Annotated in this window: 13 protein-coding genes; 8 read left to right on the top strand and 5 right to left on the bottom strand. The window is 69.7% G+C overall.

The genetic code is table 11. The annotated features are described in order from the left end of the window. Positions 1-140: 140 nt before the first annotated feature. The 4 genes from AB0M88_RS41150 to tkt all read right to left on the bottom strand — a co-directional run bounded on the left by AB0M88_RS41150 (position 141) and on the right by tkt (position 6050). Complete coding sequence (locus AB0M88_RS41150; protein WP_364111473.1) at positions 141-1157, bottom strand: glucose-6-phosphate dehydrogenase assembly protein OpcA; 1017 nt, start codon at positions 1155-1157, stop codon at positions 141-143. Next, positions 1154-2671 carry a glucose-6-phosphate dehydrogenase gene (gene zwf / locus AB0M88_RS41145; RefSeq protein ID WP_364111471.1) on the bottom strand — a complete coding sequence of 506 codons (1518 nt, stop codon included), beginning with the start codon at positions 2669-2671 and terminating at the stop codon, positions 1154-1156. The genes AB0M88_RS41150 and zwf overlap by 4 nt, the downstream gene beginning before the upstream one ends. Before the next feature lie 84 nt (positions 2672-2755). Then, positions 2756-3865, bottom strand: a complete 1110-nt coding sequence (gene tal / locus AB0M88_RS41140; protein WP_364111470.1) for a transaldolase — start codon at positions 3863-3865, stop codon at positions 2756-2758. A 55-nt stretch (positions 3866-3920) separates the two neighbouring features. Further along, positions 3921-6050 carry a transketolase gene (gene tkt, locus AB0M88_RS41135; RefSeq protein WP_364111468.1) on the bottom strand — a complete coding sequence of 710 codons (2130 nt, stop codon included), beginning with the start codon at positions 6048-6050 and terminating at the stop codon, positions 3921-3923. Between the two features lie 267 nt (positions 6051-6317). Between tkt and AB0M88_RS41130 the strand changes: the two genes are divergently transcribed. The 3 genes from AB0M88_RS41130 to AB0M88_RS41120 all read left to right on the top strand — a co-directional run bounded on the left by AB0M88_RS41130 (position 6318) and on the right by AB0M88_RS41120 (position 8634). Beyond that, positions 6318-7259 (top strand): heme o synthase, encoded by a 942-nt coding sequence (locus AB0M88_RS41130; RefSeq protein WP_364111485.1) that lies wholly within the window; start codon positions 6318-6320, stop codon positions 7257-7259. Between the two features lie 161 nt (positions 7260-7420). Then, positions 7421-7714, top strand: a complete 294-nt coding sequence (locus AB0M88_RS41125; RefSeq protein WP_364111466.1) for a hypothetical protein — start codon at positions 7421-7423, stop codon at positions 7712-7714. Between the two features lie 11 nt (positions 7715-7725). Continuing rightward, positions 7726-8634: a hypothetical protein gene (locus AB0M88_RS41120; protein WP_364111464.1), complete on the top strand. Its 909-nt coding sequence runs from the start codon at positions 7726-7728 to the stop codon at positions 8632-8634. 53 nt (positions 8635-8687) lie between these two features. Here AB0M88_RS41120 and AB0M88_RS41115 read toward each other — a convergent pair whose 3' ends face one another. Then, the gene (locus AB0M88_RS41115) at positions 8688-9608 is read right to left on the bottom strand and encodes a COX15/CtaA family protein (RefSeq protein ID WP_364111462.1); all 921 of its coding nucleotides are present in this window, start codon (positions 9606-9608) and stop codon (positions 8688-8690) included. A gap of 146 nt (positions 9609-9754) precedes the next feature. On the opposite strand from AB0M88_RS41115, the gene AB0M88_RS41110 reads away from it, so the two are divergent. The 5 genes from AB0M88_RS41110 to sufC are packed head-to-tail and all read left to right on the top strand — an operon-like array spanning position 9755 to position 14116. Next, a complete protein-coding gene (locus AB0M88_RS41110; protein WP_364111483.1) occupies positions 9755-10441 on the top strand; it encodes a transcriptional regulator in 687 nt (228 codons plus the stop codon). Then, a complete protein-coding gene (sufB, locus tag AB0M88_RS41105; protein ID WP_364111460.1) occupies positions 10438-11859 on the top strand; it encodes a Fe-S cluster assembly protein SufB in 1422 nt (473 codons plus the stop codon). The genes AB0M88_RS41110 and sufB overlap by 4 nt, the downstream gene beginning before the upstream one ends. 30 nt (positions 11860-11889) lie before the next feature. Next, on the top strand, positions 11890-13014 hold the full coding sequence (gene sufD / locus AB0M88_RS41100) for a Fe-S cluster assembly protein SufD (protein WP_364111458.1): 1125 nt from the start codon (positions 11890-11892) through the stop codon (positions 13012-13014). Next, positions 13011-13343, top strand: coding sequence for a non-heme iron oxygenase ferredoxin subunit (locus AB0M88_RS41095; RefSeq protein WP_364111456.1), 333 nt, complete (start codon positions 13011-13013; stop codon positions 13341-13343). Before sufD ends, AB0M88_RS41095 begins: the two co-directional genes overlap by 4 nt. After that, complete coding sequence (sufC, locus tag AB0M88_RS41090) at positions 13340-14116, top strand: Fe-S cluster assembly ATPase SufC (RefSeq protein ID WP_364111454.1); 777 nt, start codon at positions 13340-13342, stop codon at positions 14114-14116. The genes AB0M88_RS41095 and sufC overlap by 4 nt, the downstream gene beginning before the upstream one ends. Positions 14117-14122 lie beyond the last annotated feature (6 nt).

Raw genomic sequence — 14122 nt, 5'->3', positions numbered from 1 at the left:
CCGGGGCCGGCCTCAGCCGGCAGTCGTGGGGGCGGGGGCCCCCGCACCGCGAGGCCACCCCCCACGGGGGACTCCACCCCCCCCCCCCCAACCCGGCCCCCCCCCGGGGGGCGGGGGGGCGCCCCAGCGACAGGACGAAATCAGGCGGCGGAACCGCCGGGGCCGGCGAGAGCGCCCTCCTCGGCGCCCGCGCGGGCGGCCAGGGCCGGGTCCTTCCAGACGTGCACCCGCATCGGCGGCCTCTTGTCGAGGCCGGTCTGGCCGGCCATCGCGCCGAGCGCCTCGGCGTAGATCTGGTCGGCGTCGAGCCGGCGCAGTTCCTCGGCCAGTTCGTCGCCGACCGGCCGCTTCGGGAGCGGCATGTAGCGGTCTTCCTGGCCGGTGCGGCTGAACAGGGCCGTGTTTTCCTCGCGGGTCACGGTCACGCAGTCGCCGTTGGCACATTGGAGCTGCACCGAGTGCATCCGCGGGGACCGGTCGGTCGGCTCCCACGACGGGACGATGCCGAGCCGGGACTGCAGCCAGCCCTTCATCAGCGCCGCGGTCGGGTCGCTCGGCGGCGCCACGATCGTGGCGCCGGTGACCCGCTCCTCGGTGGTGTCGAACGCGCCCGCCACCAGGGTGCGCCACAGCGTGATGCGGGTCCACGTGAGATCGGTGTCACCCGGCGCGTAGTCGGCGGCCCGCTGCCGCAGGGCGGCGACCGGGTCGGGCGCGAGCGCGCTGTCGGTGATGCGGCGGTCGGCCACCACGCCCAGGAAGTCGTTGGCGATCTGGTGCGGCGGCTCCTCGTGCCACCACGTGACCACCGGCACGTCCGGCGCGAGCAGCGGCATGACCACCGACTCGGCGTGCAGGGCGAGACGGCCGTACATCCGCATCACGACCGCCTCGGCCGGGCCGAGGCGGCCGCCGACCACGATCTCCGCATCCAGGCGGCTGCGTCCCTCCAGGTCGGAGCGTACGACGATGAGCAGCCGGCACGGGTGCGCGGCGGCCGCGATCGTGGCCGCGGCCTCGGCTTCCCGGACCTTCTTCTCCTCGACCACCGCGACCAGTGTCAGCGCGAGACCCGAGGCCACGCCGCCGGCACTGCGCCGCTCGGCCGCGAGAGCCTTGACGACCTCGTTGCCGGTGGTGTCCCAAAGACCGATCATGCTCGCCTCCATGCGCGACCCTCGCGGGCCAACATCTCGTCCGCGGCGCGCGGGCCCCACTCGCCGGCCCGGTAGGGCTCCGGCTTGGTGCCGGCCCACGCGGCCTCCAGCGGGTCGATGACCCGCCAGGACTGCTCCACCTCGGCCGCGTCCGGGAACAGGGTCCGGTCGCCGACCAGCACGTCGAGCACCAGGCGCTCATAGGCCTCGGGGCTGGACTCGGTGAAGGCCTCGCCGTACTGGAAGTCCATCGCGATGTCGCGGACCTCCATGGTCGTGCCGGGCACCTTGGAGCCGAACTTGAGGACCACGCCCTCGTCCGGCTGGACCCGGATGACCAGCTGGTTGTTGCCGAGCATCTCCACATCGGCCGGGTCGAACGGCAGGTGCGGCGCCCGCTTGAACAGGATCGCGATCTCGGTCACCCGGCGCGGCATCCGCTTGCCGACGCGGACGAAGAACGGCACCTCGGCCCAGCGGCGGTTCTGGATGCCGAGCCGGACCCCGACATAGGTCTCGGTCGTGGAGTCGGACGGGATGTCCTTCTCCTCCAGGTACCCCACCGCGCGCTCGCCGGCCACCCAGCCGGGCAGGTACTGCCCGCGGACGGTGCCCTTGGCGATGTCGGCCGGGATGCTGATCGCCTTGAGAACCTTGAGCTTCTCGGCCCGCACCTCCTGCGGGTCGAAGCTCGTCGGCTCCTCCATGGCGACCAGGGCCAGCAGCTGGAGCAGGTGATTCTGCAGCACGTCGCGGGCGGCGCCGGACGCGTCGTAGAACGCCGCCCGGGTGCCGATGCCGACGTCCTCGGCCATGGTGATCTGGACCGAGTCGACGTACTTCGAGTTCCAGACCGGCTCGAACAGGCTGTTGGCGAAGCGGAGGGCCAGGATGTTCTGAACCGTCTCCTTGCCCAGGTAGTGGTCGATCCGGTAGACGTCCTGCGGCGTGAAGACCTCGTCGACCAGCTGGTTGAGCGAGATCGCGGTGTTCAGGTCGTTGCCGAACGGCTTCTCGACCACGACCCGGCGCCAGCCGCCGGACTTCGCGTTGTCGGCCATGCCGGTGCGCGCCAGCTGGTTGAGCACCAGCGGGAAGGCGGCGGGCGGGATGGAGAAGTAGAAGGCGGCGTTGCCGGGGATGCCGTTACGCTCGCGCAGATCGTCGAGGGTGGCCGCCAGGTGGTCGAACGCGGCGTCGTCGTCGAACGAGCCGGGAACGAACTGGAACTGGCTGGCCAGGCGCTGCCAGACGTCTTCGCGCCACGGCGTCCGGGCGCCCTTCTTCGCCGCTTCGTAGGCCAGGGACTCGAAGTCGCCGTCGCCCCAGTCGCGGCGGGCGAAGCCCAGGACCACGAAACCGGGCGGCAGCAGGCCGCGGTTGGCCAGGTCGTAGACGGCCGGGATGAGCTTCTTTCGGGACAGGTCACCGGTGACTCCGAAGATCACCAGAGCGCAGGGCTCCGGGATGCGGGGGAGCCTGCGGTCCTGTGCGGTACGCAGCGGATTGCCCACGTGGTCCATCCTGCCAGTTCTCGGTGTCATGCAGGTGAAGTACGCAGGGGCCCGCTCGCGATGAGCGGGCCCCTGCTAGGAGAGTCAGACCCCGGTGCCGGCCTTGAGCGACTTCTGGACGCTCTCGAGCAGGTCCTTCCAGCTGACCGCGAACTTGTCGACGCCCTCCTCCTCGAGGACCTTGACGACGTCGTCGAAGTCGATGCCGACCGCCTTGAGGTCGGCCATGACCTGCTTGGCCTCGCCGTACTTGCTGGTCAGGTCGCCCTTGAGCTCGCCGTGGTCGGCCCACGCCTTGATCACGGACTCGGGCATCGTGTTGACGACGCCCTTCGCGACCAGCTCCTCGACGTAGATCGTGTCGGGGTAGTCCGGGTTCTTGGTCGAGGTGGACGCCCACAGCGGCCGCTGCGGGTGAGCGCCGGCCGACTCCAGGGTCTTCCAGCGGTCGGTGCCGAACACCTCTTCGTACGCCTCGTACGCCAGCTGGGCGTTGGCGATGCCCGCCTTGCCCCGCAGCGCCTTGGCCTCGTCACTGCCGATCTTGTCGAGGCGCTTGTCGACCTCGGTGTCGACGCGCGACACGAAGAACGACGCGACCGAACCGATCTTGGTGATGTCGTGGCCGTTGGCCTTGGCCTGCTCGATGCCGGCCAGGAACGCGTCCATGACCGCGCGGTAGCGCTCGAGCGAGAAGATCAGCGTCACGTTGACGCTGATGCCCTCGGCCAGGGTCGCGGTGATCGCGGGCAGACCGGCCAGGGTCGCCGGGATCTTGATGAAGAGGTTTTCCCGGTCGACGAGCCACCAGAGCGACTTCGCCTCGGCGACCGTCTTGTCGGTGTCGTGGGCGCTGCGCGGGTCGACCTCGATGGACACCCGGCCGTCGACGCCGTCGGAGGCGTCGTAGGCGGGACGCTCCACGTCGCACGCGTTGCGGACGTCCTGCGCGGTCATGAGGCGCACGGCCTCCTCGACCGAGACGCCCATCTTCGCCAGGTCGCCGACCTGCTGGTCGTACGCGTCGGCGTCGGAGAGCGCCTTCTGGAAGATGCTCGGGTTGGTGGTGACACCGACGACGTGCTGTTCCTTGAGCATCTTCGCCAGCGAGCCACTGGTCAGACGGACTCGGGAGAGATCGTCGAGCCAGACCGCCACGCCCGCGGCGGAGAGCTCGCCCAGTCGGTCAGTCATTGCTACTCCTTCATGGGGTTGAACCCTTGCAGTGCGGCGAAGCCGCCTTGGGAGCTCAGTTACCGGTCGTGTGACCGGTGATCTCGCCGACCTTGGCCAGGGCGGCGTTGGCCTTGGCCACCACGTTGTCCGCGGTGAACCCGAACTGCTCGAACAGGATCTTGGCGGGCGCGCTGGCGCCGTAGTGCTCGATGCTGACCGGCTCGCCCGCATCTCCAAGAATGCGGTCCCAGCTCATCCGGATGCCAGCCTCGACCGTCACACGGGCCTTGACCCCGCGCGGCAGCACCTCCTGCTGGTAAGCGGTGTCCTGGGCGTAGAACCACTCCTGGCAGGGCATCGACACGACCCGGGTGGGGGTGCCCTCGGCCTCGAGCCGCTCCTGGGCGACCAGGCAGTGCTGCACCTCGGAGCCGGTGCCGACGAGGATCACCTTGGGCTGGCCGTTCGACGCCTCGGAGAGCACGTAGCCACCCTTGAGGACACCCTCGGCCGACGCGTATTTGCCGCGGTCGATCGTCGGGAGCGGCTGCCGGCTGAGCGCCAGCGCGGTCGGCGAGTCGCCGTGCTCGATGGCACCGCGCCAGGCCCACGCGGTCTCGTTGGCGTCGGCCGGGCGGACCACGTTGAGCCCGACGATGGCGCGCAGCGCGGACAGCGTCTCGATCGGCTGGTGGGTCGGTCCGTCCTCGCCGAGACCGATCGAGTCGTGCGTCCACACGTAGATGACCGGCAGCTTCATCAGCGCGGCGAGCCGGACGGCGCCCCGCATGTAGTCGCTGAAGACCAGGAACGTGCCGCCGTAGGGCCGGGTCAGCCCGTCGGCCGCGATGCCGTTGAGGATCGAGCCCATGCCGTGCTCACGGATGCCGAAGTGCAGCGTGCGGCCGTACTCGTTGCCGGGGAACTCCTTGGTGGCGTACTCCGCCGGGATGAAGGACGGCTCGCCCTTCATCGTGGTGTTGTTGCTCTCGGCCAGGTCGGCCGAGCCGCCCCACAGCTCGGGCAGCACCGGCGCGAGCGCGTTGAGCACCTGCTGCGACGCGGCCCGGCTGGCGAGGCCCTTGGCGTCGGCCGGGAACTCGGGGAGCGTCTTCTCCCAGCCCTCGGGCAGCCGGTGCGCGCTCAGCCGCTCGAACAGCGCGTTGCGCTCGCCGTTGGCCTTGGCCCACGCGTCGAACGTCTTCTGCCACTCGGCGTGGGCGGCGCGGCCCCGCTCGGCGGCGGCCCTGGTGTGCTCGAGGACGGCCGGGTCGACGGCGAAGCTCTCGTTGGAGTCGAAGCCCAGGATCTCCTTGGTCGCCTTGACCTCGTCGGCACCGAGCGCCGAGCCGTGGATCTTACCGGTGTTCTGCTTGTGGGGGGCCGGCCAGCCGATGATCGTCTTGAGGACGATGAACGAGGGCCTGTCGGTCACCGACTTCGCGGTCTGGATCGCGTTCCAGAGGGCCTCGACGTCCTCGTGGTAGTCGCCCTTGGCCGGGTCGCCCTTGCGCCACGAGACGGTCTGGACGTGCCAGCCGTACGCCTCGTAGCGCTTGCCGGCGTCCTCGCTCTTGGCGATGCGGGTGTCGTCCTCGATGGAGATCTCGTTGTCGTCGTAGATCAGCGTGAGGTTGCCGAGCTTCTGCACCGCGGCGAGCGCGCTGGACTCGTGGCTGACACCCTCCTCGATGTCGCCGTCCGAGCAGAGCGCGTAGACGTTGTGGTCGAACGGGGACTGTCCGGCCTCGGTCTCGGGGTCGAAGAGACCACGCTCGCGGCGGGCTGCCATCGCCATGCCGACCGCGTTGCCGACGCCCTGGCCGAGCGGGCCGGTCGTGACCTCGACGCCGGGGGTGTGGCCGTACTCCGGGTGGCCGGGGGTCAGCGAGCCCCACTGGCGCAGCGAGGCCAGGTCGTCGAGTGACAGGCTGTAACCGGAGAGGAAGAGCTGAATGTAGAGGGTGAGGCTGGAGTGCCCACAGGAGAGCACGAAGCGGTCGCGCCCGGGCCAGTGCGGGTCGGTCGGATCGTGCCGCATGACCCGGTTGAACAGCAGGTAGGCGGCCGGGGCAAGGCTCATGGCGGTGCCGGGATGGCCGTTGCCGGCCTTTTCGACGGCGTCCATGGCGAGGACCCGGACGGTGTCCACCGCTTTGCGGTCGATGTCGGACCAGTTGAGAGCAGGATCAGTGGCAGCCACGTCGGTTGTGCTCCTCGGGCATGGTTTAGGGACCCTTTTGAGACTGACCCTATCCACTTGCCTTAAACCCCCGCCCGGGGAACGCCTCAGGCCCATACGCTGAGAGCGGACACGCCGTGATGCCGCCGGTGACCGCCCGCACCGGGCCCCGGGTCGCCAGAGCAGCGCCGATGACTGCGCGTAGGCTGTCCGGGCGTCCAGCCGGCTGAGGCCGGCAACGGCCGTGAGTGGCTGGTGTCGAATGCCGGAAGGTGGCTGTCCGTGAGCATGATCACCGAGCGTCCCGTGGTCGTGGCCTCGCCAGGTGAACTGGCCCGTGCCGCGCGGTCGGAGCGTCGTGACTGGGCCGCGGTCCTCCGTGCCTACCTCGCGCTCACCAAGCCGCAGATCGTCGAGCTGCTGCTCGTGACCACTGTGCCGTCGATGATGCTGGCCGCCGGTGGCTGGCCCGACCTGCGGGTCTTCGCCGTCGTCCTGATCGGCGGGGCGCTGGCCGGCGGTGCCGCGAGCGCGCTCAACTGCTACATCGACCGCGACATCGACCAGCTCATGCGGCGCACCAAGCGGCGCCCGCTGCCCGCCCACAGTGTCACGCCCCGGTCCGTGCTGGTCTTCGGTCTGACCCTGGCGGTGATTTCGGTCGCGCTGATGGCCGCCTTCACCAACCTGCTCGCCACGGCCCTGACCGCGGGCGCCATCTTCTACTACGACGTCGTCTACACGCTCTGGTTGAAGCGGCGCACTCCGGCCAACACCTTCTGGGGCGGGGTGTGCGGGGCGGCCCCGGTGATCATCGGATGGGCCGCCGTGACCGGTGGGGTGTCTCCGCTCGGATGGGCGCTTTTCGCGGTTGTTTTCTTTTGGCAGATGCCGCACTTCTATGCGCTGGCCGTGAAGTACAAGGACGACTACGCCCGGGCCGGCATTCCGATGTTGCCGGTGGTGCGGTCGATGACCAGGGTGAACGCCGAGATCGCGGTGTTCACTGTGCTCACTGTGGCGGCCTCGCTGGCCGCCTGGCCGCTGGGTCTGGGCGCCATCTACGGCGCGACCGCCCTCTTGACCGGCGTGTTCTTCCTGTTCGAGGCGTTCCGGCTGGTCCAGCGCACGCGGCGGGGCATCGCGGTCAACCCGATGCGGCTCTTCCACGCATCGATCACCTATCTGACGATTCTCTTCATCGCGGTGGCGGTCGACGCACTCGTTTGAGGGGTGGATCGTCATCCCTTCGATGGAAAACTGTTGATGGAGCAAATCGGGCGTATTGGTTCATACCAATGCCGTGAATCGCTAAACCCGCAGGTAATTGGCATCACAAAATGCCGCGGATGGTGCTTGATTCGCGGTGTCGTCTGCCTACGCTGCCCGGCATGGCTCAAGGTTCCGATACGACACTGACCGCGGGGATCAAGTCCTTCGCCGCCGGCCACGGCGGTGCGAAAGCGGTCATCGAGTACGTCGGCAAGCGCGGTGCCCGCATTGTGCTCGTCGGCCAGGACGGCGAGTGGTCCGATCAGTTCGCCGACAGCACCAGCGCCGCCCGGGAGGCCTGCGAGACCGCGGGCGTCGAGGTCGACAACGAGTGGGAACGTGAACTGCTCGAGCAGATGCGACCCAGCAACGACCTGTGGCGCTCCATGTCGCGCCGGAGCATGGCCCGGTAGCCTTCCCGCACGTGCCCAACCCCACCACCGATCACGCGACCCGGGAGCCCCACTCCCGGGTCGCTCTCGCCACCTGCGACCTCTACCCCGACCTCTGGGAGGACGACCTCCCGCTTCGCGACGCCCTGCGGGCGCGCGGCGTCGAGGTGGACGCGGTGCGCTGGGACGACGAGACGGCCGACTGGACGGCGTACGCGCTGACCCTGATCCGCTCGCCCTGGGACTACGTGCCGCGCCGCGAGCGGTTCGTCGCCTGGGCCGCGAGCGTGCCCCGGCTGTTCAACCCGGCCGACATCGTCGCCTGGAACACCGACAAGACCTACCTGCGCGAGCTGGCCGAGGCCGGCATCCCGGTGATCCCGACCGGCTACGTCGAGCCGGGGCAGGCCTGGACCGCCCCGTCCGAGGGCGAGTGGGTCGTCAAGCCCACGATCAGCGCCGGCAGCCAGGACACCGGCCGCTACGCCCTGCCCGTGCAGCGCGCGGCGGCCGAGGCCCACGTGGCGCGGCTGACCGCGGGCGGGCGCACCGCGATGATCCAGCCGTACCTGACGGCGGTCGACACGGCCGGCGAGACTGCCGTGCTCTGCCTGCCGGACGCCGGCGGCGAGCTCACGTTCAGCCACGCGGTCCGCAAGGGCCCGATGCTGACCGGCTCGGGCGGCGGCTGGATCGACCCGGACAGCGAGGACATCAGCCCGCGTACGCCGAGCGAGGCCGAGCTGGCGGTGGCGGCGAAGGTGCTCGAGGTGCTCCCGGGCGGCGCGAAGCGGCTGCTCTATGCCCGCATCGATCTGATTCCGGGCCCGGGCGGCGTGCCCACGCTGATCGAGCTGGAGCTCACCGAGCCGTCTTTGTTTCTCCTGCATGCGCCGGGGGCGGCCGAGCGGCTCGCCGACGCGGTCATCGCCCGGCTGTGACGCCCGGTTCCCTGGCGTCCGGTTCTTTGGCGCCCGGTTCTTTGGGCGCCGGGCTATCCGGCAGCCCGGGCCAGCTGGGGCGCCGGATGGCCGGGCTCCGGGGTCGCCTCGGTGTCGCGCGAGCGCATCGACCAAAGCACGTTGAGGATGGCGATCCAGACCAGGGCGGCGCCGAGCAGGTGCACGCCGACCAGCACGACCGGCAGGTGCGTGAAGTACTGCACGAAGCCGATCAGGCCCTGCCCCAGCTCGACGACGACCAGCACGGCGGCGGCGCGCACCGCGGTGGCCGGGGCGTGGGTGGCCCGCAGTGCCAGGACCAGCGCCACGCTCAGGCCGATCAGCAGGAAGACCAGGTCGGCGTGGGCCTGCGCGACGGCGGCCGGGTCGAGGCCGGTGCGCTTGGCGTGCTCGTCGCCGGCGTGCGGACCGCTGCCGGTCACCACCACGCCGACCGCGATCACCGCGGCGCCGGCGATCGCGGTGAGCGCCCCCAGCTGACGCAGGGGCCCCGGGACCAGCAGGCGGGGGGCCCGGTCACCCTCGGCGGTGCGCCGCCAGAGGGCGTACGCCACGGTGACGAGCCCGATCGACGCGAGGAAGTGGAGTCCGACCACCCAGGGGTTGAGCTTGCTCAGCACGGTGAGCCCGCCGACCACGGCCTGGACCGGGATGTAGGCCACGACGCCCAGGCTGAGGACGATCAGCGACCGCCGGCGCGGGCCGTTGCGGAACGCCTCGATCACGCAGCCGAGCGCGACGGCGATCAACACGAAGTTGAGCAGCCGGTTGCCGAACTCGATGACGCCGTGCGCGCCCATCGCCGCGGTGGTCGTATAGGACGCGTCGGTGCATTTCGGCCAGGTCGGGCAGCCGAGCCCCGAGCCGGTCAACCGGACCGCGCCCCCGGTGACGATCAGCCCGATGTTGGCGATCAGGGACGCGAGGGCCAGCGGACGCAGCAACGACTTCACTTCTGGCATCGTACGCACGGGTTTGATCACGAAATCCGGGGCTGTCCGGGGCCGGTGTGATGGATCACCCAGGTGATGGTTTGCGGGCGTCGGACGAAATACGTAACGTTGCGGTTGTGAAATACCCGGAGTCGGTCCGCGACGGACTGGTGGCGCCTGCTTTGCCAGGTGGCACCGGCCCGGACGGCCGCACCCGGGACCGGGTCGCCCGGCTCCTGCTCGAGCGCGGCGCCTGCACGGCGGCCCAGCTCGGCGCCGCCCTGGGGCTCAGCCCGGCGGCGATCCGCAAGCACCTCGACGCGATGCTCGCCGACCACCTGGTCGAGACCCGCGAGCTGCGCCATCCGGGCCCCCGCGGTCGCGGCCGGCCGGCCAAGGCGTTCGTGCTGACCGCGGCCGCCCGGGAAACCTTCCCGCACTTCTACGACGGCATCGCGAGTGCCGCGCTGCACTGGATCGCCGCGTACGGCGGTCCCGAGGCGCTCGCCCGCTTCGCCGCCGAGCAGGTCGGCCCGCTGGAGGACCGGCTGCGCGCCGCCGTCTGCCAGGCCGGCGACAACCCGATCGCCCGGGCGGAGGCGCTCGCCGAGGCGCTGACCGCCGAGGGCTACGCTGCCAACGCGACCACGATCGCGTCCGGCGGGCAGCTGTGCCAGCACCACTGTCCGGTGGCCCACGTGGCTGCCGAGTTTCCCCAGCTGTGCGACGCCGAGACCGAGGTCATCTCCCGGATCGTCGGCACCCACGTGCAGCGCCTCGCCACCATCGCGCACGGCGATGGGGTGTGCACCACGCACATCCCCGCTATCACCACGGTTAGGACAGGTAAATGACCGACCAGATCGTCAGCCAGGAAGAGCACCTCGCCGCCCTGGGCAAGTACGAGTACGGGTGGGCCGACGCCGACGTCGCAGGCTCGTCCGCGCAGCGTGGTCTGTCCGAGGCCGTGGTGCGCAACATCTCCGCTCTCAAGAGCGAGCCGCAGTGGATGCTCGACCTGCGGCTCAAGGGCCTGCGGCTGTTCGACCGCAAGCCCATGCCGAGCTGGGGCGCCGACCTCACCGGCATCGACTTCCAGAACATCAAGTACTTCGTGCGCTCGACCGAGAAGCAGGCCGCGTCCTGGGACGACCTGCCCGACGACATCAAGAGCACGTACGACAAGCTCGGCATCCCCGAGGCGGAGAAGCAGCGCCTGGTCTCCGGCGTCGCCGCGCAGTACGAGTCCGAGGTCGTCTACCACAAGATCCGTGAGGACCTCGAGGAGCAGGGCGTCGTCTTCGTCGACACCGACACCGCCCTGAAGCAGTACGAGGACATCTTCAAGGAATACTTCGGCACGGTCATCCCGGTCGGCGACAACAAGTTCGCGTCGCTCAACACCTCGGTGTGGTCCGGCGGCTCGTTCATCTACGTGCCGAAGGGCGTGCACGTCGACATCCCGCTGCAGGCCTACTTCCGGATCAACACCGAGAACATGGGCCAGTTCGAGCGGACGCTGATCATCGCCGACGAGGGCAGCTACGTGCACTACGTCGAGGGCTGCACCGCGCCGATCTACTCGTCCGACTCGCTGCACTCCGCGGTCGTCGAGATCGTCGTCAAGAAGAACGCCCGGGTCCGTTACACGACCATCCAGAACTGGTCGAACAACGTGTACAACCTGGTCACCAAGCGCGCCACCTGCGAAGAGGGCGCGACCATGGAGTGGATCGACGGCAACATCGGCTCCAAGGTGACGATGAAGTACCCGGCCGTCTACATGACCGGCCCGCACGCCAAGGGCGAGGTGCTCTCGGTCGCGATGGCCGGCGAGGGCCAGCACCAGGACGCGGGCGCCAAGATGGTGCACCTCGCGCCGCACACCTCCTCGACCATCATCTCGAAGTCGATCGCCCGGGGCGGCGGCCGCACGTCGTACCGCGGTCTCGTGCAGGTGATGGACGGGGCGCAGCACAGCAGGAGCACGGTCAAGTGCGACGCGCTCCTGGTCGATACGATCTCCCGCTCCGACACCTATCCGTACGTCGACATCCGCGAGGACGACGTGTCGATGGGTCACGAGGCGACCGTCTCCAAGGTCAGCGAGGACCAGCTCTTCTACCTGATGAGCCGCGGCCTCACCGAGGACGAGGCGATGGCGATGATCGTGCGCGGCTTCATCGAGCCGATCGCCAAGGAGCTCCCGATGGAGTACGCCCTCGAGCTCAACCGTCTTATCGAGCTCCAGATGGAGGGGGCAGTGGGTTAATCCCACCGCTCTTGGAGGATTAAGGAAACCATGACTACCATCGCCCCGCCGCCCAGCACCAAGTCACAGGTGCTGCGGTCGTTCGACGTCAACGACTTCCCGGCCCTCAAGGGGCTGGAGGAGGAGTGGCGCTTCACCCCGCTCAAGCGGCTCGGTGACCTGGTCACCGCCACCACGCTGAGCGGGGCCGCGCCCTCGGTCGAGCACGGCGAACTCCCGGCCGGCGTGACCGTGACCCCGGCCGGGCCGCTCGAGCCGGTGCTGGTGCCGTTCGACCGCATCAGCGCGCTCGCCTTCGGCTCGTCGCCCGGCGTCACGCTGATCGAGGTCGACGCCGACACCGAGACCACCGAGCCGGCGCTGCTCCGGGTCGAGGGCAAGGGGAGCGACGCCGCGGCCGCGCGGATCTATGTCAAGATCGGCCGCTTCGCCAAGGCCACCATCGTGCTCGAGCAGGTCGGCACGGTCACGCTCGCCGACAACGTCGAGGTGATCGTCGGCGACGGCGCCCAGCTGACCCTCGTCACGCTGGCCGACTGGGACGCCGACGCGGTGCAGGCCCAGCACGTGAAGTTCCGGGTCGGCACGGACGCCCGGGTGCAGCACGTGCAGGTCACGCTCGGCGGCAGCCTGGTCCGGCAGTTCACCAGCGTCGAATACGCCGGCCGTGGCGGCGACGCCGAGCTCTGGGGCCTCTACTTCGCCGACGCCGGCCAGCACCTCGAGCACCGTCAGCTGGTCGACCACGGCGTGCCCGACTGCCGCAGCTACGTCGGCTACCGCGGCGCGCTGCAGGGCGCCTCGGCGAAGACCGTCTGGGTCGGCGACGTGCTGATCCGGGCCGAGGCGACCGGCACCGACACGTACGAGATCAACCGCAACCTGATCCTGACCGACGGCGCGATCGCCCACTCCGTGCCCAACCTCGAGATCGAGACCGGCGAGGTGGCCGGGGCCGGGCACGCCAGCGCGACCGGCCGGTTCGACGACGAGCAGCTGTTCTACCTGATGGCCCGGGGCATCCCCGAGTTCGAGGCCCGCAAGCTGGTCGTCCGCGGCTTCTTCGCCGAGCTGATCAACAAGATCCCGGTCGAGGAACTGCGCGAACGCCTCGGTGACGTCATCGAGGGCCGGCTCGCGGAATACCACTCATGAGCTTCGAACTGGTCGGCCCGGCCGACGACGTGCCCAAGGGCACGGCGATCCAGGTCGAGGTCGGCGACATGGAGATGGCCGTCGTCCATGCGGACGACGACAACTTCTATGCCGTACGCGATGAGTGCAGTCACGCGGCGGTCGCCCTGTCCGAGGGCGAGGTCGACGGCTGCACGCTCGAGTGCTGGCTGCACGGGTCGAGGTTCGACCTCCGCACCGGCGCGCCGACCGGCCTGCCCGCCACCGAGCCGGTGGCGACCTTCGCCGTCGAACTGCGCGACGGTGACCTCTACGTTTCCACCACACCGAGCAATGGAGTCAACCCGTGAGCACCCTGGAGATCCGTGACCTCAAGGTTTCGGTGAAGCTGCCCACAAACGAAAATGGACAGCCGAGTCTGAAACCTATTTTGGCTGGGGTCGACCTCACCGTGAAAGCCGGCGAGACGCACGCCATCATGGGCCCCAACGGCTCCGGCAAGTCGACGCTCGCCTACTCCATCGCCGGCCACCCGAAATATCAGATCACCGGCGGGTCGGTCACGCTGGACGGCGACGACGTGCTGGCGATGACCGTCGACGAGCGGGCGCGGGCCGGGCTCTTCCTGGCCATGCAGTACCCCGTCGAGGTGCCGGGCGTCTCGGTCGCCAACTTCCTGCGCTCGGCCAAGACCGCGATCGACGGCGAGGCGCCCAAGCTGCGCACCTGGGCCGGCGAGCTGCGCGGGGCCATGGAGAAGCTGCAGATGGATCCGGCGTTCGCCCAGCGCAACGTCAACGAGGGCTTCTCCGGCGGCGAGAAGAAGCGCCACGAGATCATGCAGCTCGAGCTGCTCAAGCCGAAGGTGGCGATCCTCGACGAGACCGACTCCGGCCTCGACATCGACGCGCTGCGGATCGTCAGCGAGGGCGTCAACCGGGTGCGCGAGACCGGCGAGACCGGGCTGCTGCTGATCACCCACTACACGCGGATCCTGCGCTACATCAAGCCGGACTTCGTGCACGTCTTCGTCGCCGGCAAGATCGTCCAGGAGGGCGGCCCGGAGCTCGCCGAGCAGCTCGAAGCCGAGGGCTACGAGCGCTACGTGAACGCGACGGTCTGAGGGGTT

It is taken from the genome of Actinoplanes sp. NPDC051411, assembly GCF_040682075.1.
Taxonomy (GTDB): domain Bacteria; phylum Actinomycetota; class Actinomycetes; order Mycobacteriales; family Micromonosporaceae; genus Actinoplanes.
This window is presented reverse-complemented; position numbering and strand designations above follow the sequence as displayed.